At 38.7% G+C, this 24656-nt stretch carries 16 protein-coding genes; 15 read left to right on the forward strand and 1 reads right to left on the reverse strand.

All coding sequences use genetic code 11. The annotated features are described in order from the left end of the window. Window positions 1-55 precede the first annotated feature (55 nt). From OOZ15_RS08625 to OOZ15_RS08675, 11 genes are all read left to right on the forward strand, one after another. Complete coding sequence (locus tag OOZ15_RS08625; RefSeq protein WP_265955837.1) at window positions 56-3385, forward strand: SusC/RagA family TonB-linked outer membrane protein; 3330 nt, start codon at window positions 56-58, stop codon at window positions 3383-3385. Window positions 3386-3413: 28 nt separating this feature from the next. Further along, entirely contained in the window at window positions 3414-5222 is a 1809-nt protein-coding gene (locus OOZ15_RS08630) for a RagB/SusD family nutrient uptake outer membrane protein (RefSeq protein WP_265955839.1), read from the forward strand. 24 nt (window positions 5223-5246) lie between these two features. After that, complete coding sequence (locus OOZ15_RS08635) at window positions 5247-6902, forward strand: DUF5123 domain-containing protein (protein ID WP_265955844.1); 1656 nt, start codon at window positions 5247-5249, stop codon at window positions 6900-6902. A gap of 286 nt (window positions 6903-7188) precedes the next feature. Beyond that, window positions 7189-8691, forward strand: a complete 1503-nt coding sequence (locus tag OOZ15_RS08640) for a pectate lyase family protein (RefSeq protein ID WP_265955851.1) — start codon at window positions 7189-7191, stop codon at window positions 8689-8691. A 22-nt stretch (window positions 8692-8713) separates the two neighbouring features. Then, window positions 8714-9793 carry a pectinesterase family protein gene (locus OOZ15_RS08645; protein WP_265955854.1) on the forward strand — a complete coding sequence of 360 codons (1080 nt, stop codon included), beginning with the start codon at window positions 8714-8716 and terminating at the stop codon, window positions 9791-9793. A 24-nt stretch (window positions 9794-9817) separates the two neighbouring features. Continuing rightward, the gene (locus OOZ15_RS08650) at window positions 9818-12028 is read left to right on the forward strand and encodes a pectinesterase family protein (RefSeq protein ID WP_265955856.1); all 2211 of its coding nucleotides are present in this window, start codon (window positions 9818-9820) and stop codon (window positions 12026-12028) included. A 23-nt stretch (window positions 12029-12051) separates the two neighbouring features. Next, complete coding sequence (locus OOZ15_RS08655) at window positions 12052-13683, forward strand: glycoside hydrolase family 43 protein (protein ID WP_265955858.1); 1632 nt, start codon at window positions 12052-12054, stop codon at window positions 13681-13683. 19 nt (window positions 13684-13702) lie between these two features. Further along, the gene (locus OOZ15_RS08660; RefSeq protein WP_265955859.1) at window positions 13703-16171 is read left to right on the forward strand and encodes a glycoside hydrolase family 95 protein; all 2469 of its coding nucleotides are present in this window, start codon (window positions 13703-13705) and stop codon (window positions 16169-16171) included. Window positions 16172-16266: 95 nt separating this feature from the next. Beyond that, on the forward strand, window positions 16267-17940 hold the full coding sequence (locus OOZ15_RS08665) for a glycoside hydrolase family 28 protein (RefSeq protein WP_265955860.1): 1674 nt from the start codon (window positions 16267-16269) through the stop codon (window positions 17938-17940). Between the two features lie 236 nt (window positions 17941-18176). Further along, window positions 18177-19007, forward strand: coding sequence for a rhamnogalacturonan acetylesterase (locus OOZ15_RS08670; RefSeq protein WP_265955862.1), 831 nt, complete (start codon window positions 18177-18179; stop codon window positions 19005-19007). A 30-nt stretch (window positions 19008-19037) separates the two neighbouring features. Beyond that, window positions 19038-19991, forward strand: a complete 954-nt coding sequence (locus OOZ15_RS08675; RefSeq protein WP_265955864.1) for an alpha/beta hydrolase — start codon at window positions 19038-19040, stop codon at window positions 19989-19991. Between the two features lie 2 nt (window positions 19992-19993). On the opposite strand, the gene OOZ15_RS08680 is transcribed toward OOZ15_RS08675, so the two are convergent. Continuing rightward, complete coding sequence (locus OOZ15_RS08680; protein WP_265955866.1) at window positions 19994-20977, reverse strand: GlxA family transcriptional regulator; 984 nt, start codon at window positions 20975-20977, stop codon at window positions 19994-19996. Window positions 20978-21574: 597 nt separating this feature from the next. On the opposite strand from OOZ15_RS08680, the gene OOZ15_RS08685 reads away from it, so the two are divergent. The 4 genes from OOZ15_RS08685 (at window position 21575) to OOZ15_RS08700 (ending at window position 24564) form a co-directional block, all read left to right on the forward strand. Further along, window positions 21575-21973 carry a hypothetical protein gene (locus tag OOZ15_RS08685; RefSeq protein ID WP_265955868.1) on the forward strand — a complete coding sequence of 133 codons (399 nt, stop codon included), beginning with the start codon at window positions 21575-21577 and terminating at the stop codon, window positions 21971-21973. 123 nt (window positions 21974-22096) lie between these two features. Beyond that, the gene (locus tag OOZ15_RS08690; RefSeq protein ID WP_265955870.1) at window positions 22097-23155 is read left to right on the forward strand and encodes a bifunctional transcriptional activator/DNA repair enzyme AdaA; all 1059 of its coding nucleotides are present in this window, start codon (window positions 22097-22099) and stop codon (window positions 23153-23155) included. Between the two features lie 34 nt (window positions 23156-23189). Then, window positions 23190-24029, forward strand: coding sequence for a sigma-70 family RNA polymerase sigma factor (locus tag OOZ15_RS08695; protein ID WP_265955872.1), 840 nt, complete (start codon window positions 23190-23192; stop codon window positions 24027-24029). Between the two features lie 73 nt (window positions 24030-24102). Beyond that, window positions 24103-24564 carry a carboxymuconolactone decarboxylase family protein gene (locus tag OOZ15_RS08700; protein WP_265955874.1) on the forward strand — a complete coding sequence of 154 codons (462 nt, stop codon included), beginning with the start codon at window positions 24103-24105 and terminating at the stop codon, window positions 24562-24564. Window positions 24565-24656 lie beyond the last annotated feature (92 nt).

A 24656-nucleotide genomic window follows, 5' to 3' on the forward strand; every position in this document is an offset into this window, starting at 1 on the left:
AATGAGAATAACTATAGCTAATTAATAATTATACAATCAAACAAAGCATGTATTTATGACAAATCTTTATTTTACATTGTACCAACGCTTTGCAGTTTTGATATGGCAAAAGTTGCTGCCGTTGAAAAAAGTTGCTGGCGTTTTGGTGTTGATGGGATTTTTTCTTGTCGGCACTTATTCGGTTAATGCGCAAGACATAACGGTTAGCGGACAAGTGCTAGCCGGAGATGTTGGAGGGCCACTACCTGGTGTTTCTATTATAGAAAAGGGAACCCAGAACGGGGTGGCTTCAGATTTTGACGGGAACTATACCATTAGTGTTTCTGGACCTGATGCAGTACTGGTCTTTTCATTTATCGGTTATGTAGCTCAAGAAGTGAGTGTGAACGGTAGAACAGCTATCAACGTTACCATGGAAGGTGATGTGAATCAACTGGAAGAGGTCGTTCTGATAGATTATGGTTATGGGAAAGTCAGTAGACAAGATATGACCGGTTCGGTTGCTTCCATGTCATCAAACGAACTAGCAAAAATCCCGGTATCAAGTACGGCTGAAGCACTTTCGGGGAGATTACCCGGTGTTAATGTCTCTACTACTGATGGCGAACCGGGAGCAGATATAAACATTCGCGTTCGTGGTGGGGGCTCTATTACCCAGGATAATTCTCCCCTATATGTTGTGGATGGTTTTATTGTCGGGAGTATAAACGACATTGCGCCAAACGATATTGCAAGTATAGATGTGTTGAAAGATGCAGCAGCTACTGCTATATATGGTTCACAAGCTGCTAACGGGGTGATCGTTATTACAACTAAAAGCCCTATTGCAGGGAAAGTTAGTGTCGATTACAACAACTACTTTCAGTACAATACATTTCCATCAAATAGGAAATATGAGGTTTTATCTCCACACGAGTATGTGTTTGCCAATTATGAATATGCAAAATTACAGGGGACAGCAGCTACCGAAAATTTTGAGCGGTTTTTTGGTGTATATGACGATATGGATTTGTACAGATCGAAAAAAGGTACAGACTGGCAAGAAGAGTTGTTTGGGGGAAAAAGACTTTCTCAATACCATAACTTAACGGTTAGTGGTGGTACAGACATGACTAAAATGAGATTGAGTTTTTCCCATAACAATGATGAAGGTGTTATGATAGGGTCTGGATATGAAAGAACGACGATCAATTTTAAGTTGAACCAAAAAATAGTAGACGGGCTTACTTTTGATGCTTCTGCCAGAATTTCTAATTCAATTAGAGATGGAGCTGGTACTTCACGTGCACAATTAAGTATAAAAGATGTAGTGCAGGCAAGACCGGTGAATGGGATAGCAGATGAATTGGATATTGATCTTACTCAGTTAGGATCATCATCAGATAATGATTATGAGTCTTTTCTTTTAAGTCTAATATCGCCTACAGAATTGGTGAAGCAAGACTGGCGTAAAAGAACAGATAAAAGATATGTTTTAAATGCCGGCTTAACATGGTCTATTATTGATGGACTTAATTTGAAAACCACGTTCACCAATCAAAGACGATTCTGGGAAAACTTACGTTTCTATGGGCCATTAACGGGCGAGTCGTTTAACAATGGTGGTAGTATGCCGCTTGGGGAAAAAGATAATCGTGAATACTTATCATATAGATGGTTAACTACCTTAAACTATAAAAAACAATGGGGAGAAGATCATAAGTTGGATGTGCTTGTTGGGTACGAAGTATCTTCAAACGGGTCTGATAGGGCTTTTATAAGGGGAGAAGACTACAGGTTGTCAATCACCCCGGAAGAACTGTTTGCCAATATGCAAATAGGGCGTATAGACAGGACATTTACTCGAGAAGAAACAGATGTGAATAGAAGATCTATATTTGGGCGTGCAGATTTTCAATTGCAGAACAAGTATATATGGACAGCTACTTTAAGAGCTGATAGATCGAGTAAGTTTTCTGAAAAATACAACCTTGGAGTGTTTCCTGCCTTGGCTTTTGCCTGGAAAGCAGACGAAGAAGACTTCCTGAAAAGTGCCGATTGGATAGATGAGCTAAAATTGAGGATCACTTATGGTGAAACCGGTAACGATAGGATAGATGCCGATGCTTCCCAGTTTTCATTTAGTCCTGAAACCAATCGTGGTCCGGGTTTTGGCAATGAGGAGCAAGTATATTACACGCCAAGCAGTAGCTCACTATATAACCCTGAACTTAAATGGGAAACTACAGTAACCAATAACGTTGGTCTGGATTTTGGACTGTTTAACAGAAGGCTTAGCGGTAGTTTTGATTTGTATAAAAATGAAACAAGGGATCTGCTGTTGCAATCCGCTGTTTCTCCCAATTCTGGTTTTGAAACCCAATGGAACAATATAGGTTCTACATCCAATACAGGGGTAGAATTAGGGTTAAATGCTTATCTTATTGAGAAATCGGACTTTTCGCTTTCAACAAACTTCAACATTGGGGCGAATACCTTTAAAATAGAGGAGTTGGATGGTACAACCGAAAGGTTTGAGCGGTCGAATTGGGCTAGTACCGATTTGAATAATATTAGTGACTATCATTTGGAAGAAGGAGGTAAAGTAGGAAATATTTATGGATATGTAACCGATGGCATGTATTCAACAGATGATTTTGCAAGCTACGACGAAACCTCAGGCGATTATATTTTGAATGAAGATGTGCCAAACTCGGGTTCAGTTGTTGGAAACACCAATATCCGCCCGGGGTTTTTAAAACTAAAAGACCTAAACGGCGATGGAGAAATAAATGCCGATGATAGACAGGTCATCGGAAATGCCTTGCCAGATTTTCAGGGTGGTATCGGAATAAATGCACGATATAAAGGATTTGACTTTTCAGCATTTTTCAACTATCAGTATGGTAATGATGTGTACAATACCGGGAAGATTCAGTATAACCAATTCAGAAGGGTAACCTACGGTAATTTGTTGGATAGAATGAACTCAGACAACAGATTTACATATATTGATGTAGACGGACAATATACCGGAACTCCCGGAGAGGTTGTTACCGATCTTGATCAACTAGCCGAATTGAACGAGGGTAAAAACATATGGTCACATGCCAGTCATGGTATAGCAGGAGCTGTTGTTCATTCGTGGGCTATAGAAGACGGATCGTTCATTAGGTTAAATAACTTAACCTTAGGATATAGCTTCCCTGTTGATTTGATTTCTAAAATAGGAATGACTAAACTTAGATTGTACGCAACAGGAAGGAACCTTCACGTATGGACCAATTATTCAGGTTATGATCCTGAAGTAGATTCGAGAAGAAATAGTGGTTTAACACCAGGGGTAGATTATTCTTCATACCCTAGAAGCCGCTCTTACACTTTGGGGCTTAATATAACTTTTTAACAACCAAATGGACACAAAATTTAAAGAGATGAAAATAAAATATCTTTTAACGCTAATTGTAATAGCATTAACGACCTCCTGTGAGAAGGATTTCTTAGAGCCTGATTCGCTTTCTAACTTCGATCTTGATTATATCTATTCTAATGTAGACGATGCGAGAAGCGGTGTAAACGCAATATACTCCTACTTTAATCAAGATGCGTTCAGGTCGAGATTATCCAACAATATGACAGGAAATACCGATATAGAACACCAATCAGGGTGGGCAAGTAATGGCGACCGTTATCAAATATGGGATTTGAATGCACTCGATAGTAACCGTGACCTGAATATTGTATGGACATATGCATATCGTTCGATTAGAGATGCAAACATAGCTATTAAAGGAATTGAGAATAGCGAAGTGTTAAATAACGGTTCTGAAGCTGAAATAAATACAATGAACCAGCTTTTAGGAGAAGCATATACGCTTAGGGCCTATTGGTACAGTATGTTGGCTTATCACTTTGGCGATGTGCCTTATGTAACAGAGGCACCGGTGGCTGGAGCAGATTTCAATCTTCCCAAAACAGACAGGAATGAAATTCTATCCGGTGAAATACAGGCACTTATCGATATTGAAGAAAAGATGAAGTGGGCCGATGAAACCTCACATGGTATTGAGCAGGTAAACAGGGAATATACCCTTGGTATGATTGCCCGTTTGGCTTTACAAAGAGGAGGGTATTATTTAAAACCGGACCTGACTATGGCCAGGAATAGTGACTACTTAAACTATTATCAGATAGCGCGGGACTATACCCAAAAATTGATAACACTTAAAGACCGGATTTTACCAGCAGATTTCAGGCAGGTTTTTCTTAACCAGTGTAAGTTTATTTCCCCTGTGAATGAAGATGTCCTTTTTGAAGTGCCGTTCCCGATTGGTGGCGGAGATGTAGGATGGAATATTGGTATTAGGGTAGAAGGTAGTGCACAAGCTAGCCACGATTATGGTTCGGGTGGTAACTATATGGCAATGCCTGTAACTTATTACTTGTCTTTCGATTCTAACGATAAAAGACGGGAAGTTACTTGTGGACTGTATAAGATAACCGAAGAATTTGAAACAGAATTCGTTAATGGTCCTATGAACATTTCACAAGGAAAATGGAGTCGTCATTTTCTCGATCCGGCTCCGGGAAAGTCTTCAGCAAAAGGCACCGGTATCAACTGGCCGATGATGCGTTACCCTGATATCCTGTTGATGTTCGCAGAAGCTGAAAACGAGTTGAATGGCCCTACCGCACAGGCACAAGAGGCATTAAAAAGGGTAAGGCAAAGGGCTTTTGACCCTGCTGATTGGGCAGAAGGTGTAGATGGTTATGTGGCTCAGGTTTCAACTTCAAAAGAAGCATTCTTCGATGCAATAGTAGATGAAAGAGCATGGGAGTTTGGTGGAGAGATGATCAGGAAATACGAATTGATCCGTTGGGGAATTTATTCAGAAAAAGTACAGGAAACCGTAGAGGGGCTTAAGCAACTTGCTGATGAAGCTTTTAACGGTACTACAGAATACCCGGATTATATGTACTGGAAATTAGATGAAAGCGGTGAATTTCAGGTGTTGAATCCTGATTTTAAGGTAGTAGCTCCGCCGGATGATACATGGAACCGAACGTCATTTTTGTTGGACCTCCACGACGATGTTACAACATATGATGAATGGATTACGAGAGACTGGGAAAATTATATCAACGGCCCTTCAGCAGGGGTAGTCCGATATGTATTCCCAATACCTAATGTAGCAATTGAAGCTAGTCAGGGAACACTGGATAATAGTGGATATGGATTTTAATCAACTTTAATTAAACTAAAAGAAATGAAAACCAATAATAGTATTTTTAATATAAAGTCCTTGTTCTTCTTAGGCATGTGCATATTGCTTTTCAATGCATGTGATAATGATGATGACGGGGTTGCAGAAGAACAGACCAGGTTATTTCGCCCGGTACTTAACGAACCGATGTTGGCTGAAGGAAATACCATAATTGTAAATATGGGAAAACTGAAGCAAGCAGAAAGCTATACTCTTGAAGTAAGTAGGGATACTTTTTCAACTGTAGAATATACCATTATGACCGATACCAATTATGTGGAAATCAACGAAGACTTGATAGGACAAGAATTGTTCTGGAGTACACTTTATCAGGTGAGGGCTACTGCGCATGCAGCAGATTCGGAGTACGATAGTAAGGTTTCAGATTTTGGTAATGTAAGAACACAACGATTCCCAACCATACTCAATATACCACAAGCATACGATGTAACTGATGTTGCAGCTAGGGTAAGTTGGACTGTAGCAGGTGCTACGGTAACCGGGATAAAAGTGTTTGCACCAGATGATCTTTATTTAGAGGACCCTTTGTTTGAAGAGGCTCCGGTTTCTGAAGATGGACAGCTGAATGGAGAAGGCTTTGTAGAAGGTCTAGATCCCGAAACCGAATATCAAATAGCTATCTATAGCGATGAAGAACTTAGGGGATGGGTCAATTATACCACAAGAGAGGCTCTGCCATCGGGAGGAAATGTAATTGACTTAAGGGAAAGCGATGACCCTACAATTCTTGCACAAACCTTGCAGGGAGTACCACCAGAGGGGAGTATAATCATGCTTAAAAAAGGAATGGTTTATGATATGTCCCAGCCACCAACGCTGCAAAGCTCGGTAGAGATTCGTGGGGCATATGGCTTTACTGCAGACTTGGCAACTATTGAAATGGGATTACATAAAGGTTTTAATATTGAAAATAACAATGTAAATTCGGTAGTATTTAATGAAGTTGCCATCAAAGGTCCTTTTAATGGTTCTTTCCTTTTCTATCTTAATGGTGATGGCACATTAGGGGAAGTACGTTATGAGAATTGTAAAATAGGCCCGCTTAGGGGAGGTTTACGTATTAATAGTGGAACAGGAACCGTTGATAAAATTACAATGAACAATGTTGCGGTAGATAGTTTGGAGAGCTATAACTTGGTTTATATGCAAGGATCGGACTGGACAATAGGAGATATCCATCTTTCAAATTCAACTTTTTCCAATATAGGAAGTAGCTTTATTAGAAGTAACAATGTCAATAATACGCGTTCTATAATTATTGAGTCTTCAACTTTTTATGAAGTAACACATAGTGGACGATATATTTTTGACTGGGGTCAAGATGGAGTTGAAGTGACTAATGGAATTGAGTTACGCAATAATATATTTGGACGTGGTTGGAATACGGCTGGTGAAGACGATTATGGTATTAAGGGAGTTAACCGCCTAGATAATACAGTATTCATTTTAGAGAATAATTGGGGTACGGGCGATTTGGATATTTATTCTAATGAAATTCCAGGAATACCGAATTTTACATATGATGGTGCTTCAGGAGATTTATGGGTAGACCCGGATAACAACGATTTTAATTTCGAGGATAATAGTTTTTCCGGAAGCACAAATGCAGGTGATCCTCGTTGGAGAAATGAATTATAGTTAGTTCTTCATATAATCAGTTTAGTTAGCTTTTATTGATTATTGTAACTAAAAAGTCTTTACAAACGGTAGTCGTTATGACCATTTCTGATAACCCCCTTAACTTATTCAAAATAAGGTAATGTATTGACTTTTTAGTTACTTTTTTTAAGAACTAGTATGTACAAGCCTTTTCAAGCTTTTAAATTTTAAACAAATGAGGCATCTATGCTAAAACTTTCTTTAGCACAAACTTGTCTGCCGACATAGGCAGGTGTGGCTTATTAAAAGAAAATAAAATATATACATGAAATCAAACCAGATCTTGTTGTTGCTTTCGTACTTTTTTATATCGATCATGACGATTGGTTGTAATGTTGACGATGGTACAGGAATAAATAACAATCCGGAAGAGAATCCTTCCGAAGAGAATGAACAAAGTGAAGAACCTGTTCAAATTGAGGAAGATGCTTTTGCCTTTCCAGGAGCCGAAGGTTTTGGAAGAAATGCTACCGGAGGTAGAGGAGGAAAAGTATTATTTGTAACCAATTTGAATGATAGTGGTGAAGGAAGCTTTAGAGCTGCTATTAATCAAGCTGGTCCGCGTTACATTATATTTAAAGTATCAGGAAATATTGAACTAAAATCAAGGTTGGTTGTTGCCAACGGAGATGTTACCATTGCCGGACAAACAGCTCCCGGTGATGGAATATGCATTAAAGATTATCCGGTTGTTATAGATGCCGATAATGTAATTATGCGTTTTCTCAGGTTTAGGATGGGAGATGAAACTGCTCAGGAAGCTGATGCCTTGGAAGGCCGGTTCCATAATAACATCATTATAGACCATTGTTCGTTAAGCTGGAGTACTGACGAAACAGCAACGTTCTATTCTAATGAAGACACTACTCTTCAATGGTGCTTCATTACTGAAAGTTTAATAAATTCTGTTCATGATAAAGGAGCTCATGGCTATGGAGGTATTTGGGGTGGTAGAAGAGCATCTTTTCACCATAATTTGTTAGCGCATCACGATAGCAGGAACCCTCGACTTGGCGAAAGGGCACAAGAAGATTTTGCCCTTACCGACCTGGTAGACCTTAGGAATAATGTAATATACAATTGGCAGGGTAATAGTGCCTACGGAGGTGAGGCTATGAATATAAACATTGTAAACTGTTATTATAAACCAGGTCCTGCAACCACCAAAAGCGAGCGTATTATTGCCATAGATAAATCTCTTGATGAAACCTCACCGGTATATGATATTTGGGGGAAGTTTTACATAGACGGTAATTATGTAGAAGGAAGTACACGTGCCACTAACGATAATTGGGAGTATGGAGTGTACAACCAGTTTCACAGCAAATATGGAACAGTCTCAGAAGAAGACAAAGCTGCAATGCGTCTATCAGAGCCGCTTGACATAAAAAACAATGTAACAACCCATACTGCGCAAGATGCTTATGAAAAAGTATTGACTTATGGTGGAGCTTCACTAAAAAGAGATGCCATAGATGCTCGGATAGTTGATGAGGTACATAACGGATCTTATACCTATGAAGGATCAAACGGAAGTAACAATGGAATAATAGATACCCAAACCGATGTTGGTGGTTGGACAACACTGGAAAGTTTAGATCCACCAACGGATACATCAAGTGACGGAATGCCGGATGATTGGAAAACCGAAATGAAAATGGATCCGGATGCGAGCAATCCGAATGGTAACGAATTAAGTACTGCTTACGATAATATAGAGGTGTATATAAATAGCTTGGTAAAAGATATTATGGAAAACCAAAATTAAACCAACTAAAACCTTAACTATTATGAAGTTATACATCATATCGCTTTTAACCATATTTTCATTAGTATCCTGTGATACCTCGGATACGGGAATAGGGGAAGAGGATTCTTTAGCTGAAGAGACGCCTCAGGAAGAAGACACTGAAGAAGAACCTACCTACGATTATATAGTAGCAGAGGATGGAAGCGGTGATTTTACCACAGTCCAGGATGCATTTGATGCTATTCAGTATAATTCAACTGAAAGAATAGATGTTTACGTAAAAAATGGCACATATAAAGAAGTGATTACGCTAGATCAGAATAAAAATAATGTATCTCTTATTGGCGAAAGTGCCGAAGGAGTTCTCCTTACTTATGATAATTATAACGGGAAGGATAATCCCAAAACAGGTGAAACTTACGGAACAACCAATTCGGCCAGTTTTTTTATCTATGGCGAAAATTTCTATGCATATAATATCACCTTCGAAAACTCGGCAGGCACGGTAGGGCAGGCTCTGGCAATCTCTATTAGGGGAGATTATGGTGGCGATAAGGCTGTGTTCAACAATTGTAGGTTTTTAGGCAATCAGGATACTTTGTTCGGGTCTGAAGGCAGACAGTATTTTGTAAACTGCTACATAGAAGGAACTACCGACTTTATTTTTGGCAGCTCTACTGCATTTTTTGACAATTGCGATCTTTATACAAAAGGAGGAAGTGCTATCACGGCAGCTTCAACTGAGGAATATGTAGATTATGGGTATGTTTTCAACAGCTGTCAAATTTCAGGAACAGGAAACGATATTACTACTTTAGGAAGACCATGGAGACCTTATGCCACGGTAGCTTTTATAAATACAGAAATGTCGGCATCCATTAAACCTGCAGGTTGGGATAATTGGGGAGATGAAGAAAATGAAACGACAGCACGTTATAGTGAGTATATCTCTACCGGAGCTGGAGCTTATCCTGACCAGCGTGTAGATTGGATGAAATTCCTGATCGATGAGGAGGTTGAATCATATACCTTAACCAATGTCTTAAAGACTACTTATTCTGAGTCTCCGGTAGTTGATAATTGGAATCCATTGGAGACCATCGAGCTATATGATCATTAAAACTAATTTTAGAACTTAGCAAATATGATATATACTGAGTCTATAAAGAACATTTTTTTGTTTTGTGTTATGCTGGCAGGCTGGCTGGGGGTTTACGCCCAGCAACCGGCATTTCCAGGAGCCGAAGGTTTTGGTGAAAATGCAACAGGAGGCCGTGGAGGATTTGTATATGTAGTTACCAATTTAAACGATAGTGGCGAAGGAAGCTTGCGAAAAGGAATTATAAAAAGAGGTCCCCGAACCATAGTTTTTGCAGTTTCCGGCACTATCGAATTAAAGTCGGATTTGGATATTAACAGAGGGAATTTGACGATCCTTGGTCAGACAACTCCCGGAGACGGAATTACCATTAAAGGTTATCCTGTAAGCGTTAAAGCCGATAATGTAATCATTAGGTATTTGCGTTTTCGAATGGGTGATGTCAATAAGATAGAAGATGATGCCTTTGGAGGCAGAGATACTGAAAATGTAATCATAGACCATTGCTCCATTAGTTGGTCTACCGATGAAAATGCTTCATTTTACAGAAACACCAATTTCACACTTCAGTGGTCTATAATCTCAGAAGCTTTAAATTTGTCTGTGCATCATAAAGGAGCTCATGGTTATGGTGGTATTTGGGGTGGTGTAAAAGCTTCATTCCATCATAATTTAATTGCAAGCAATAATAGTCGAAATCCTAGATTTAGTGGTTCAAGTAGCACTAAGAATTCTGAAAATGAATTTGTAGATTTTCGCAATAATGTGATCTTCAACTGGGGGTTCAACAATATCTATGGAGGGGAAAAAGGAAACTATAATGTAGTGAACAACTATTTTAAACCCGGACCCGCCACAGAGGACTCAAAAAAGGAACGAATTGTAAATCCATCTAAACCTTATGGAAAGTTTTATGTGGATGGAAATTATATGGAAGGCTCTGAATCTGTCACCAAAAATAATTGGGACAGAGGTGTTCAGTGTGAAAACCCTGAAGCAACCCGTTTGGATGAGGAAATTTTGGTCAAAAATATCAAAACACAATCACCAGTTATTGCTTACAACCAAGTGTTAAACTATGCAGGGGCAAGCCATAAAAGAGATGGGGTGGACCTAAGGATTGTAAATGAAATAAGAACCGGAAAAACAACCTTTGGAAACGGTATTATCGATTCTCAGGAAGAAGTTGGCGGCTGGCCTGAATTAAAATCAGTTGAAATAAAAGACACCGACGAAGATGGAATTCCGGATGAATGGGAAAAGGAACATGGACTAGACCCGAATAGAAACGATTCCAATCAGCATAAATTAAGTGAAATTTATGCCAATATAGAGGTGTATGCCAATTCGTTGGTAGAACAACAGTACGATATTGTTGTAGCAAAAGACGGAACGGGAGATTTTTCAACCGTTCAGGAAGCCATAAACAGGGTGCCCGATCTAAGAAAAAACAGAACTACTATTTTCATAAAAAAAGGGATTTATAAAGAGAAATTAATTCTTCCGGCCTCTAAAACCAATGTTGCTTTTATAGGTGAAGATAAAAATGAAACGGTGCTTACTTACAATGATTATGCACAGAAAAAAAATGTTTTCGGAGAAAATATAGGCACAAGCGGTTCGAGCTCCTTTTTCATTTTTGGTGATGGGTTTACAGCAAAAAATATCACTTTCGAGAATAGTGCAGGTCCGGTAGGTCAAGCAGTAGCTGTTCGTATAGATGGCGATAAGGTAGTGTTCGAAAATTGCCGTTTTTTGGGGAATCAAGACACGCTTTACCTTCACGGAAAGCAAAGCCGTCAATATTACAAGGATTGCTATATTGAAGGTACGGTCGATTTCATCTTCGGATGGTCAACAGGCTTTTTTGAGAATTGCGTGATACATTGTAAGAACAAAGGTTATATCACAGCAGCATCGACCACAAAAGAAACCGAATACGGTATGGTGTTTAAAAACTGTAAAATAACAGGGGAAGGTAAAGACACTTTTTACCTCGGAAGGCCTTGGCGCGATTATGCGAAAACGGTCTGGATAGATTGCTATTTTGAAGATCATATAAAAGCTGAAGGTTGGCATAACTGGAACAAACCGAAGGCCGAAAAAACGGCTTTTTATGCTGAATACAATTCAAGCGGACCGGGAACCTCCCGAAAAAGGGTAAAATGGGCGAAACAATTAACAGCTGAACAAGCTCAGGAATTTACCAGGGATAAAGTACTCCAAGGAGATGATGATTGGATATTAAAATTGTGACATAAAAATATAAATTTAAAAACATGATAATACGAACGTTAAGCCTTCTTTTTCTTATTAACACATTTTTTTTGTCGGCTCAAGATCCTTCAACATACAAATCACAAGTATGGGTGGCCGATCAAGGGGATGGAACATATCAAAATCCGATTATTCATGCCGATTACTCCGATCCGGATGTAGTTAGGGTGGACGATGATTATTATATGACAGCTTCGAGCTTTAATGTGGCTCCGGGTTTACCGATTCTTCATTCAAAAGATATGGTGAACTGGAAGCTTATTAACCACGCTTTGCCGGTACAGGTGCCAAAAGGTCATTTTGATGTTCCACAACACGGAAATGGAGTTTGGGCACCGAGTATCAGATATCATAATGACGAGTTGTATATCTATTGGGGCGACCCTGATTTCGGAATCTATATGGTAAAAACTGACGATCCGTTTGGAGAGTGGGAGAAACCGGTTTTGGTGATGGAAGGCAAAGGTGCCATAGATCCTTCTCCGCTTTGGGACGATGACGGCAATGTGTATTTGGTGCATGCCTGGGCAGGAAGCCGTGCGGGAGTAAAAAGCTTACTTACCGTGCAAAAAATGAATCCTGAAGGTACCAAAGTTATCGGTCGCGGAAAACATGTTTTTGACGGACATGAAGATCAACCGACAGTTGAAGGTTCTAAATTCTACAAGCGAAACGGTTATTACTACATTTTCGCTCCCGCAGGAGGGGTTGCTACAGGCTGGCAATTAATCCTCCGTTCAAAAAATATCTACGGACCTTATGAGGAAAAAGTGGTGTTGGAACAAGGGGAAACTGAAATCAACGGTCCGCACCAAGGGGCGTGGGTAGAGACACCTCAGGGTGAAGATTGGTTTTATCATTTTCAGGATGTAGATGCCTACGGACGTATTGTTCACCTGCAACCCATGAGTTGGAAAAACGATTGGCCGGTCATGGGTGAGGATCGTGATGGAAACGGTATTGGAGAACCGGTCTTATCACATAAAAAACCATCGGTAGATAAAAATTACCCCATAGTAACTCCGGTAGAAACCGATGAATTTGATGGTGAGGATATCGGACTGCAATGGCAATGGAGCGCCAATGACAATATTTTGTGGTATGCCAAACTCCCCGGAAACGATTACCTGAGGTTGTTCAGCATTAAAACCCCGGATGAAGCTAAAAATCTTTGGATGGTACCTCATTTGTTGCTGCAGAAATTCTCCGCACCGAGATTCACTGCCACTACAAAAATTGAATTGGTGCCCGAGGATGGAAAGAAACAGCGTAAGGCCGGACTCATAGTTATGGGAATGGATTATGCCACATTGACCATTACAGAAAAAAATGGCAATTTCTATCTACAGCAAACCGAAGGCATCGATGCAGAACACGGAGGTGAAGAAAAGATCATTGATGAAATAAAGTTAAAGAACAACAATGCGTATTTTAAGGTAGAAGTCACTGCTCCTGACGCGATGTGTCAATTTAGTTATAGTGAAAACGGCAAACGCTTTAAGAAAATAGGAAAACCGTTTAAAGCATCCCCCGGTAAATGGATTGGTGCTAAAGTTGGTTTGTTCAGTATTAGCGGAAAAGGGGCCAAAAGAGGCGGTTATGCCGATGTGGAATGGTTTAGAATTAGTAAATAAACCGGATAAAGTAGAGTAAATGATTCGATTACGTGTATTGGTTATAGTGCTATTTTGTTCAGGAGTTTACCTAAATGCTCAAGAGCATACAAATATTTTATGGTATAACACCGAAGCTAAAAACTGGAATGAGGCACTGCCGATTGGAAATGGTAGGATAGGAGGAATGGTCTTTGGAAGAGTAGCTCATGAAAAAATTCAGCTAAATGAAGAAACGGTTTGGGCGGGTGAGCCTGGTAATAATATTCCTGAAAACGCATACCCAACAATTGAAAAGTTAAGAACCCTCTTGTTTGAAGGAAAAAACGAAAAGGCGCAAGAACTGGCCAAAAAAGTGTTTCCAAAAGATACTCCTACAAATCTTAACTATGGTATGCCCTACCAAACAGTTGGGAATCTAAATTTAATTTTTGAAAACCATAATTCAATTTCTTCTTATAAAAGGACGCTCGATTTGAATAAGGCCATTGCTACTGTTGAATATGAGAGTGGTGGTGTAAAATATCAAAGAGAATATTTTGTGTCATATCCAGACCAATTGATGGTTATTCGCCTTACTGCCGATAAACCCAAAAGCATTAGTGTTGATATTTCTTTTGATACACCACAAAAAAAGCAAGAGGTATCAGTTGAAAACAATACACTACAACTAAAAGGCGTGTCGGGCAATATGGACAATAAAAAAGGAAGTGTAGAATTTACTACAATTCTTTATCCAGAACTGAAAGCAGGGAAGTTAATAGAAAAAGAAGATCAACTCTCGGTTGTAAAAGCTGATGAGGTGGTACTTTATTTAAGTATCGGCACCAATTTTAAAAGCTATAATGATTTAACAAATTCAGCTGATACTATAGCCAAGAGGTTTGTTAATGTTGGCAAGAAGTCTAAATATCAGACAATAAAGGCATCTCATCTTAAAGATTATCAGCGATTGTACAATAGAGTTTCACTTCAATTGGTTGAGGATAAATTTTCCGATTTACCAACGGATAAAAGATTGGAAAATTTCTCAAAGAACAATGACCTGGGCTTGGTTTCAACATATTTTCAATACGGACGTTACTTGCTGATAAGTAGCTCCCGACCAGGAGGTCAGCCTGCCAATCTTCAAGGTATATGGAATTACCAGTTAAATCCACCTTGGGATAGTAAGTATACGGTCAATATCAATACGGAAATGAATTATTGGCCTTCCGAAGCAACAAATCTTTCCGAATTGGGGGAACCCTTATTCCAGATGCTCAAAGAGCTTTCCGTAACCGGTAAGGAGAGTGCCCAAAAAATGTATAAAGCTAATGGATGGAATATGCACCATAATACTGATATATGGCGGGTAACAGGGATTATAGATGGAGGTTTTTACGGAATGTGGCCCATGGGAGGAGCATGGCTAACACAACACTTGTGGCAACACTATTTGTTTACCGGAGATAAAGATTTCTTGAAAGAATATTATCCGGTGTTAAAATCTTGTGCTGAATTTTATAAAGATGTTTTAATAGAAGAACCGGAGCATAGTTGGTTGGTAGTTGCACCATCAATGTCTCCAGAAAATAAATATCAAAACGGAGTGGGAATTACCTATGGCACTACTATGGATAATCAACTGGTTTTTGATGTCTTTAGTAATGCTGTTTCAGCTGCTAAAATTTTAGAAATAGATAATGAATTTACCGATACTTTGCAGATATTAAAAGAGAAACTGCCACCAATGCAAATAGGGAAACATAATCAGTTACAGGAATGGATTAAAGATTGGGACGATCCGGGGGATAAACATCGGCATGTTTCACATTTGTACGGATTATGTCCATCGGCTCAGATTTCACCATTTAAAAACCCTGAATTGTTTAAAGCTGCCGAGCAATCATTGGAGTATCGGGGAGATATTTCTACAGGGTGGTCCATGGGTTGGAAGGTAAATCTTTGGGCTCGCTTGCTAAATGGAAACAGGGCATATAAACTTATTAAATCTCAGTTAACACTCGTTGATAACGATTCAAAATCCGGAGGAACCTATCCAAACTTGTTAGATGCACATCCACCGTTTCAGATTGACGGTAACTTTGGTTGTACTGCGGGTATTGCAGAAATGTTGATACAATCGCACGACGATGCACTACATCTTTTACCTGCTTTACCAGATGGATGGAGTAATGGTAGTGTAAAAGGATTAAAAGCTCGTGGAGGTTTTGAAGTAGCATTGGATTGGGGGGATAATCATCTGTTATCAATTCAAGTAAAATCAAATTTAGGAGGGAATCTTAGATTGAGAACTACCGAAACCCTTGTTGATTCAAAAGGGAAAGAATTGATTATGGCCAAAGGAGAAAACCCGAACCAATATTATAATGTACCAACGATAAAATCACCTATAGTATCATCTAAGGCAAAGAAAAACACATTAAAATTACCAGAATATAAGCTATATGATGTGGAAACTGAAGCAGCGAAAGAATATGTTTTTAAAGTACAATTGAAGAAATAGAATTACCAAAAATGAAACTGATAGGATAAAAAATCATCAAACTTGCTTTCCGTAGGGAGGCTATGTGACTATTGAAAAACAACAAAATTAAACATATGAAAAAATATATAATTCCAATTTTTTTAACGCTTTGCATAGTTCCGTTCGGAGTTTTTGCACAGTCTGATTCTGCCATATATGAAGGGATAGAATTTGATATGCCCAAAGTACAAGAACCTGTTTTTGCTGATTATTCAGTGTCGATAGTGGATTTTGGGGCTGTTGGCGACGGACTCCAAAAAAGCACCAAGGCTTTTGCAGATGCCATAGACGATGTAGCCGCCAAAGGTGGTGGAAAAGTAATTGTTCCCCGCGGAATATGGCTCACCGGACCGATAATTTTTAAAAGCAATATCAATTTACATTTAGAAGAAGGTGCTTTGATTGTTTTTAGCCGGGATTTTGACGACTATCCTTTGATCAAAACCAGTTTTGAAGGCTTGAACACTGTGCGTTGTATTTCTCCCATTACTGCTCATGAGGTAGAGAACATCGCCATCACCGGAAAAGGAGTGATCGATGGTAATGGTGATGCATGGCGACCGGTGAAAAAAGGAAAAATGACTCCCGGACAATGGAAAAAACTGGTGAATTCCGGAGGCGTACTTTCAGAAGATGGAAAGATCTGGTTTCCTTCCGAAGGTTCCAAAAAGGGGCATGATAGTAGCACAAATTTCAATGTTCCGGATTTGATAGGTGACGAGGAACTGGAATCAGTAAAAGATTTTTTACGTCCGGTGATGGTGAGCATTATGAAGAGTAAAAGAATTTTGCTCGATGGACCTACCTTTCAGAATTCCCCGGCATGGAATATCCACCCACTGATGAGTAAACATATTACAATCAGAAACCTGAACGTTAGAAACCCTTGGTATTCACAAAACGGTGATGGCTTGGATCTGGAATCTTGCAAAAATGTAGTTATCTACAACAATACTTTTGATGTGGGTGATGACGCGATCTGTTTTAAATCCGGTAAAAACAAAGATGGTCGCGACCGGGGGATGCCTACTGAAAATGTGATTGTAAAAAACAACACGGTTTATCACGGTCATGGAGGTTTCGTCATCGGAAGTGAGATGTCGGGCGGAGTGAAAAATGTACACGTTTCCAATTGTACATTTATCGGAACTGATGTAGGTCTTCGTTTCAAAAGTACACGTGGTAGAGGAGGTGTTGTGGAAAATATCTTTATCTCAAATATCGATATGATCAATATTCCTACGGAAAGCATTCGCTTTAATATGTTTTACAGCGGAAATTCCCCCGTTTTGGAGGAAGATCAGGATGCTGAAGACGAATCCAGGGATGAAAAATTAGAACCCGTTACTGAAGAAACGCCTTCATTCAGAAACATTTTTATGAAGAATATCAGGGCAACTGGATCCAAAAAAGCGGCATTTTTTATGGGGCTTCCCGAAATGAATTTGAAGAATGTACAACTTGAAAATGCAGTTCTCCATGCCAAAGAGGGAATAACTGCCATTGATGCCGACGGACTTAAACTTACCAATGTAAAAGTCCTTTCAGAAGATGAAGCATTGACCATATACAACAGTAAAAATATTGATGTGAGTGGTTTTTCATACGGAGAAAATCAAAACCCGGTAAAAGTTTTAGGAGCAAAAACCAGTGGAGTTGTGTTCTCCAAAAAAGACTTTTCTGATGCTGATAACCAAATTCAACAAGGGAACGGAGTTAAAAAAGGGGCTGTGAAAATAAAACATTAAGGAGCAAGACGAGACTGTCTAAAAAGCTGCAAATTCAGATGTCATGCTGAGCCTGTCGAAGCATAATTTACTGAAAATCAACATGTCTTCGACAAGCTCAGACTGATAAATCAAGTTCACTCAGGGCTTTTTAGACAGCCTCGTCTAAAATATTAGTTCGAACCTTAATCCCTTAGCGTCCCTACCTATCAATAGGTAGGTTTACGAGAGAAAAACAAAATAATAATAATAAACAAATGAACAAGATATTCCTCTATGCCATATTCGCATTTACCGTACTTTCGTGTAATGATAAAGTACAGGAAGAAGACAAACCTAAAAAGGAAGGAAATAAAGTAACAACCGTTTACCTTATCGGTGATTCAACCATGGCAAATTATGCTGACAATTACGATCCCGGAAAAGATTATATGAAAACCCGTTATCCGGTAACAGGTTGGGGTCAGGTGTTTCAACCGTTTATGAGTTCGGATAACTTGTACAAAGTGGAAAGTTTAATAAATGCTGATAGTGTTATTGTAGACGACAGGGCGCGTGGCGGACGAAGTACACGGACCTTTTTTCAGGAGGGTAGATGGCGTTCGGTGTACGATAGTTTAGAGAAAAACGACATTGTCATCATGCAATTTGGGCATAATGATGCAGCAGAAAACAAACCCGAACGTTATGTAAATATTGAAGGCTATAAAGAGTTTTTGCGTTTGTTTGTAACCCAAACACGTCAAAAAGGAGCGTATCTGATTATCTTAACGCCTGTTGCGCGAAACTACCCGTGGAAAGATGGAAAGCTCGAAGACGTTCACGGAGAATACGATCAGGCGCCTAAAGATGTGGCCGCGGAAATGAATGTCATGTTGATCGACCTGAATAAAAAGTCAAGGGATTTTTTCACCAAAAAGGGAAAAGAGTACGTTACAAAAAACTATTTTATGAATCTGCCTGAAGGCAAATACGAAGCCTATCTTGACGGACAAAATGATAATACGCATTTTCAACCAAAAGGAGCTACAGAGGTGGCACGCTTGGTGTTTGAGGGAATGCAGGAGTTAAGTGTAGGAGGAGAATAATAATTAAGATGATTATTTTAAAAGAAATCAATGAATAGCTATAAATACATAAGCCTGTTTTTGATTTTGCTGAGTGTAAACCATGTGTTGTTTGCTCAAGAAAAGCTTAATCCGAGTCCATATACCATAGAGACTACTTATCAAAAGCTTAAGAAGGATCATCCTTTTATAAAACCCGTACAGGAGCTTGTTTCAGAAGAAATTAAAGCCAAAGAAGATGTTACCTATAGAAAAGTAAATAGTGTTACCCTAAAAGCCGATGTATATCGTCCGTCGAAAAAGAGAAGAGGAGGATACCCTGCGGTGATATTGGTTCATGGTGGCGGCTGGGCATCAGGAAGTAAAGAAAATGAAAGGGTGATGGCACAACACCTTGCCCAAAACGGCTATGTGGGTGTAAGTGTGGCCTATCGTTTGAGTGAAGTCGCAAAATACCCTGCCGCGGTACAGGACATAAAAGCTTCGATACGCTGGTTGCGGAAAAATGCCCGGAAATATAATATCGATGCCGATAGAATTGCCATTTTAGGTGCTTCAGCCGGAGCACAATTGGCAACTTTGATAGGGGTAACGTCTAACGATCCTATGTTTTCAGAAGGAGGAACAAAATATTCAGATGAGGTTCAAGCTATTGTTAATGTTGATGGGATCGTATCGTTTATTCATCCTGAAGCTGAAGAAGGAAAATATGCTGCGTATTGGTTGGGAGGAGGTAAAGAAACGAACTTTATAACATGGAAAGTCGCTTCACCATTGGAATATGTAGATGAAAACACCCCACCAACCCTATTTATTAATAGTGCCCAGCCGAGATTCCACGCAGGAAGGGATGATATGATAGCGATACTCGATGCCAACAATATTTACAGTGAAGTACACACCATTCCGGAATCACCACATTCTTTTTGGTTGATGCATCCGTGGTTTGAGGTTACATTGAATTTCACCCTCGATTTTTTGGATAAAACTTTGGGAGAACGGTAAACTTATTGGACATGACTAGAGTGTCTTTCCTGATATTTAGCCCGGTATTGCATGGGCGATAATCCGGTTTCCCGTTTAAAAATTTTCCGAAAAGCTTCAGGGTCATAATACCCCACTTCAGCTGTAATTTCACTGATGGTCAAAGTGTTCTGTTCGAGTAATTTCTTGGCAGCTTCTGCCCTCATTTTTTGAATATAGGTAATCACAGTATGATTAGTTGCTTTTTTAAACCTCCGCTGAAAGGTTCGTTGCCCCAATTGAGCCACATCTGCCAACTTTTCAAGGCTCAATTTGTCTTGATAATGACGCTCAATATACTCCTGAACCTTATGGATGGCATCCTCATTGTGAAACCGGCTCCCTTCAAAAGTAGTGTACGAACCTTGATCCTCTCTATCGATATCCACTTCAAAATATTTACCCGTCTGTACGGCAATTTCATGATTGGAAAACTTGCCCACCAGATAAATTAACAGATTCCAGTATGAATTAGCCCCACCACTGGTGTAGAGTCCTTTGTCATCAGTAACGACTTTATCAACAAGCTGTACTTTGGGGTAATACAATCTAAATTCATTAATCGTTTTCCAGTGGGTAGAACACCTTCGGTTATCCAATAAACCGGTTTCGGCCAATAAAAATGCACCTACACATAGGCTGGCTACTTGTGCCCCTAGTTGATATTGGTGTTTGATCCAGGGAATGAAATTCCTATTGATATCAATTCCCTCCCGCATATCACCACTTACCGGAGGGATAATAATAAGGTCGGTTGTTTCTAACTCATCAATGGTTATATCCGATTGAATTGTATAGACCCCATCATTAAGTTTTACCTCATTGGTGAGCCCGACGAGCTGCACATTAAACATTTGAGGCGTCCCGCTCTCTTCCAGAAAGTCATTAACCTGACTGAACATATATTTTGTGTTTCCAATGGCAGCGATCAGTGAGTTGTTAGTGACAAGTATGGATATATGTTTCATATTTCAAAGCTATTAAAAAAGCATAAATTGGCAATATCAATAGGCTAATTTGTCATTTTTGCCTGTTTTAAGCTAATGGTATGCTAGATAATTTTATCAGTTAGGTTTTAAACTAATAGCGTCCAAAACGTTTTATTGAATTTTTTAAACATACTGAATCTGCTGAGGTTTTGATGAAATTTCAACGTTTGTGGTTTGATTCCGGCCTACGATAAAAATATTGAAAATCAAGGAAGCAGCGGTGGGTTAAAGATAAAAATCTGTTTGAGTTCCGCCCCAAGGCGGAATGAGTTATTTTTATCTGTGGCTGGGGATTCCGTAGTATTTTCTTATGTTTTTATCGTCAGCCTAGATTTTTTTGGTTCGTTTTTTCATCAATGGAAAAAATGAACAGATAAAAATTTATTTAGGACAGAATTGGTTTTAAACAAAAAAATACTCGTCAAGTTTTCGGTTGCTGAACGAATTTCATAGGTGTTTTTTTGCTTTATGAAATTACAACAGAAAACACGAATTATAATTTTATTCAGTTTGTTACCGATTAGCCTAATCGGACAAGAACTAAAGTCTAATTTATTTTTGAGAACTCCTCAAATTGTGAATTACAACTTCGATCAGAATGAAGTTAGCTATAGTCCTATTGTATCAATTGGAACAGGGTTTTCCCATAAGTCTAAATTCATCGAACTCGCAATTTATATCAGTGATGATGATATTTATGGATTTTACACCTTTTTTGGAACAACGCTGAAAACAAAAGAATTAGAGGGGAATTGGAATTTTAACACAAACTGGTTTGGAGAAGTAATTTATGTACCTAATCAGTCGTTGATGTCAGATTCATTTACCTACACTACAGGACTCTGTTTTTTTCTAAGCTATAGTTTCGATTGGGGCTCAATCGGACTTCCCTTATGTGTAGGAGTTGCTTATAATCAAAAAACGATCAGTTTGAATACAAGGACAATATTTAACATATCACTGAATCTTAATTAGATGGAATTTAAGAACTTACGCAATAAAAACAAGCCTTTGTTTATTGATGAGGTATGGAATGTACCAAGTGCAAGAACGGTTAAAAAGCTACTAGATCAAAAATCATTTAAACCCATTTTCTAAATGTCAATAATAGAAAACAATAAAATCGAAACCTATTATAAAGCTTTACTAGAAAGGAAACAGAGCTTTGTTGGTGTTTTTTTCGTGGGTGTAAAAACCACCTCCGTTTTTTGTATTGCTACATGCAGAGCAAGGAAACCAAAAAAAGAAAACGTAGAGTTCTTTTCTTCATTCAAAGAAGCATTAGACAATGGATACAGACCGTGCAAAATATGCAAACCCACCGAAAACGCAAATCAAGCACCTGAACAGGTTGAAACAGCGATAAAAATGGTCAAAGAAAACCTTAAAGGGAAAATAACAGATTACCAACTCCGTAAGAAAAGCATAAGCCCGGAGGTAGTACGTAGGTGGTTCAAAAAAAATTATGGTATGACTTTTCATGCATTTCAAAGAATGTATCGCATAAACAATGCTTTCCAGGAATTAAAGAATGGAAAGAACACAACCCATACAGCTTTTGATAATGGCTATGAATCCCTAAGCGGATTTGGTTATACTTTTAAGAAAATCATAGGTGAATCACCACAAAAAAGTACGGATAAAAATGTAATTTTAATCAGTCGACATACTACTCCGTTAGGACCAATGTTTGTATGTGCAACAGATAACGGAATTTGCTTATTAGAGTTTGTAGACAGGCGAATGTTGGAAACAGAATTTAAAGATTTGCAAAAATTACTAAATGCCAACATAATTGCTGGTGAAAATGAACACATAAAGCAAGCGAAAAAAGAAATTACAGAATATTTTGAAGGTAAGAGAAAAAGGTTTGATGTAAAACTTGAAACACCAGGAACAGATTTTCAAAATTTAATTTGGAATAGTTTACGGGAAACGGAATACGGCAATACCGTGACATATCAACAACAAGCAGAAAAAACAAATAAACCTAAAGCAGTAAGAGCGGTTGCAAGAGCAAATGGATTTAATAGGGTTGCCATTATTATACCTTGTCACAGAGTGATAGGAAAAGATGGGAAAATGACCGGATATGGCGGTGGAATAGAGCGAAAACATTGGCTGATTGGGCATGAACGAAAAAATATTGATGTATAATGCTCGTTGCTAATAATTAAGAAAAATAATTTTAATGGATATTTTACAAGATTATCAATCAAAACTATTTCCTTATGCCTATAATATCCTTGGCAGTATAGATGATGCGAACGATGTTATACAGGATGTAGTTGTAAACTATATTGAAAGCAATAGGGATGCTATTAAAAATGAATCGGCTTATTTGATCAAAAGTGTCATCAACAAATCCATCAACCTAAAAAAAAGGAGTAAAAAGATGGTTGGTCAAACCACATGGTTGCCGGAACCCGTTGCTACCGAAAATGCAGATACAAAAATCAATAGTCAGGAAATCATATCATACTCGATGTTGGTTTTGTTGGAATATCTGAATCCAAAGGAAAGAGGGGTTTTTATCTTAAAACAAGTCTTTGACTATTCCCATCAAGAGATTGCTGAGCTGTTTTCTATTTCTATTGAAAATTCAAGGAAACTATTGAGCCGAGCAAAAAACACCTTAAAAAAGCAAGATTCCGATTTTAAATTGAGAGGCGCACCCTCTAACGATTTCCTGTCGGAATTTGTAGACACCATCAGAAAAGGAGAAGTGAAAATGCTGGAAGAAATGCTATCTGAACACATTACTGCCCAGACTGATGGTGGCGGCAAGATTAAGGTACTAAGTGAATTTACTTCTGGCATCAAAGCTGTTGCCCTTTTTGCTGTTAAGGTATATGATCTGTACCTGAAGAAATGTAGGATTGAATTCAAACAGCTTAACCATTCTCCCGCTCTGTTATTTTACAAAGGAGATAGATTGAGATCTTGCGAAATACTCGATATAGATATAAATACCGGTAAAATCAGCAATATATACTCCGTTGTTGATCCCAATAAACTAAAAAGAATATAAAAAAACAGCTTTTTTGTCACGTTTCGTCATTCTTGTTTGCCTTATGAGCAGAAACCTTTAAAAACAAGAAAACATGAAACAGCGATTAAATTTAAATGAAAAAGGAAGTAATGCTTTGAAATCCTTGTATGGTATTTCAAAGCATTTGTACAATTCCACTATCGACAAGCAACTTTTTGAACTCCTTTACTTCAGGGTGTCCCAGATAAACGGCTGTGCTTTTTGTTTGGACATGCATTCCAAAGACCTGCTAGCCAAAGGGGAATCTGCACAGCGATTGTTTGTATTGGATGCGTGGCGAGAGGCACCGTTTTTTTCTGAGAAGGAATGTGCGGCGTTAAGCTGGGCAGAAGCCGTGACTAAATTAGATAATGGTCATGTCCCTGACGATACCTATGAAGAAGTATCTAAACATTTTACAGAAGCCGAACTGATCGATTTGACCTTAGCGGTTACTGCCATAAACACCTATAACCGTTTCAACATCGCTTTTGGAACTCCGGCAGGCACCTATGAAGTGGGTCAGTTTAGTTGATACAGAAAAAGCTTAGCATAATATGATAAAAGTGGTCTTATTCATAGATAAGGGCACTTTTATTTTTTCTGATTGGCAATATTAAAAGGTTA

It is taken from the genome of Galbibacter kalidii (genome assembly GCF_026241135.1).
In the GTDB taxonomy this organism is placed as follows: domain Bacteria; phylum Bacteroidota; class Bacteroidia; order Flavobacteriales; family Flavobacteriaceae; genus Galbibacter.

Coding starts and splice junctions, on each gene's coding strand:
- OOZ15_RS08630 (WP_265955839.1), top strand. CDS start 3,414: ATGAAAATAAAATATCTTTTAACGCTAATTGTAATAGCATTAACGACC.
- OOZ15_RS08660 (WP_265955859.1), top strand. CDS start 13,703: ATGATTCGATTACGTGTATTGGTTATAGTGCTATTTTGTTCAGGAGTT.
- OOZ15_RS08635 (WP_265955844.1), top strand. CDS start 5,247: ATGAAAACCAATAATAGTATTTTTAATATAAAGTCCTTGTTCTTCTTA.
- OOZ15_RS08700 (WP_265955874.1), top strand. CDS start 24,103: ATGAAACAGCGATTAAATTTAAATGAAAAAGGAAGTAATGCTTTGAAA.
- OOZ15_RS08675 (WP_265955864.1), top strand. CDS start 19,038: ATGAATAGCTATAAATACATAAGCCTGTTTTTGATTTTGCTGAGTGTA.
- OOZ15_RS08645 (WP_265955854.1), top strand. CDS start 8,714: ATGAAGTTATACATCATATCGCTTTTAACCATATTTTCATTAGTATCC.
- OOZ15_RS08670 (WP_265955862.1), top strand. CDS start 18,177: ATGAACAAGATATTCCTCTATGCCATATTCGCATTTACCGTACTTTCG.
- OOZ15_RS08655 (WP_265955858.1), top strand. CDS start 12,052: ATGATAATACGAACGTTAAGCCTTCTTTTTCTTATTAACACATTTTTT.
- OOZ15_RS08625 (WP_265955837.1), top strand. CDS start 56: ATGACAAATCTTTATTTTACATTGTACCAACGCTTTGCAGTTTTGATA.
- OOZ15_RS08640 (WP_265955851.1), top strand. CDS start 7,189: ATGAAATCAAACCAGATCTTGTTGTTGCTTTCGTACTTTTTTATATCG.
- OOZ15_RS08665 (WP_265955860.1), top strand. CDS start 16,267: ATGAAAAAATATATAATTCCAATTTTTTTAACGCTTTGCATAGTTCCG.
- OOZ15_RS08650 (WP_265955856.1), top strand. CDS start 9,818: ATGATATATACTGAGTCTATAAAGAACATTTTTTTGTTTTGTGTTATG.
- OOZ15_RS08695 (WP_265955872.1), top strand. CDS start 23,190: ATGGATATTTTACAAGATTATCAATCAAAACTATTTCCTTATGCCTAT.
- OOZ15_RS08680 (WP_265955866.1), bottom strand. CDS start 20,977: ATGAAACATATATCCATACTTGTCACTAACAACTCACTGATCGCTGCC.
- OOZ15_RS08690 (WP_265955870.1), top strand. CDS start 22,097: ATGTCAATAATAGAAAACAATAAAATCGAAACCTATTATAAAGCTTTA.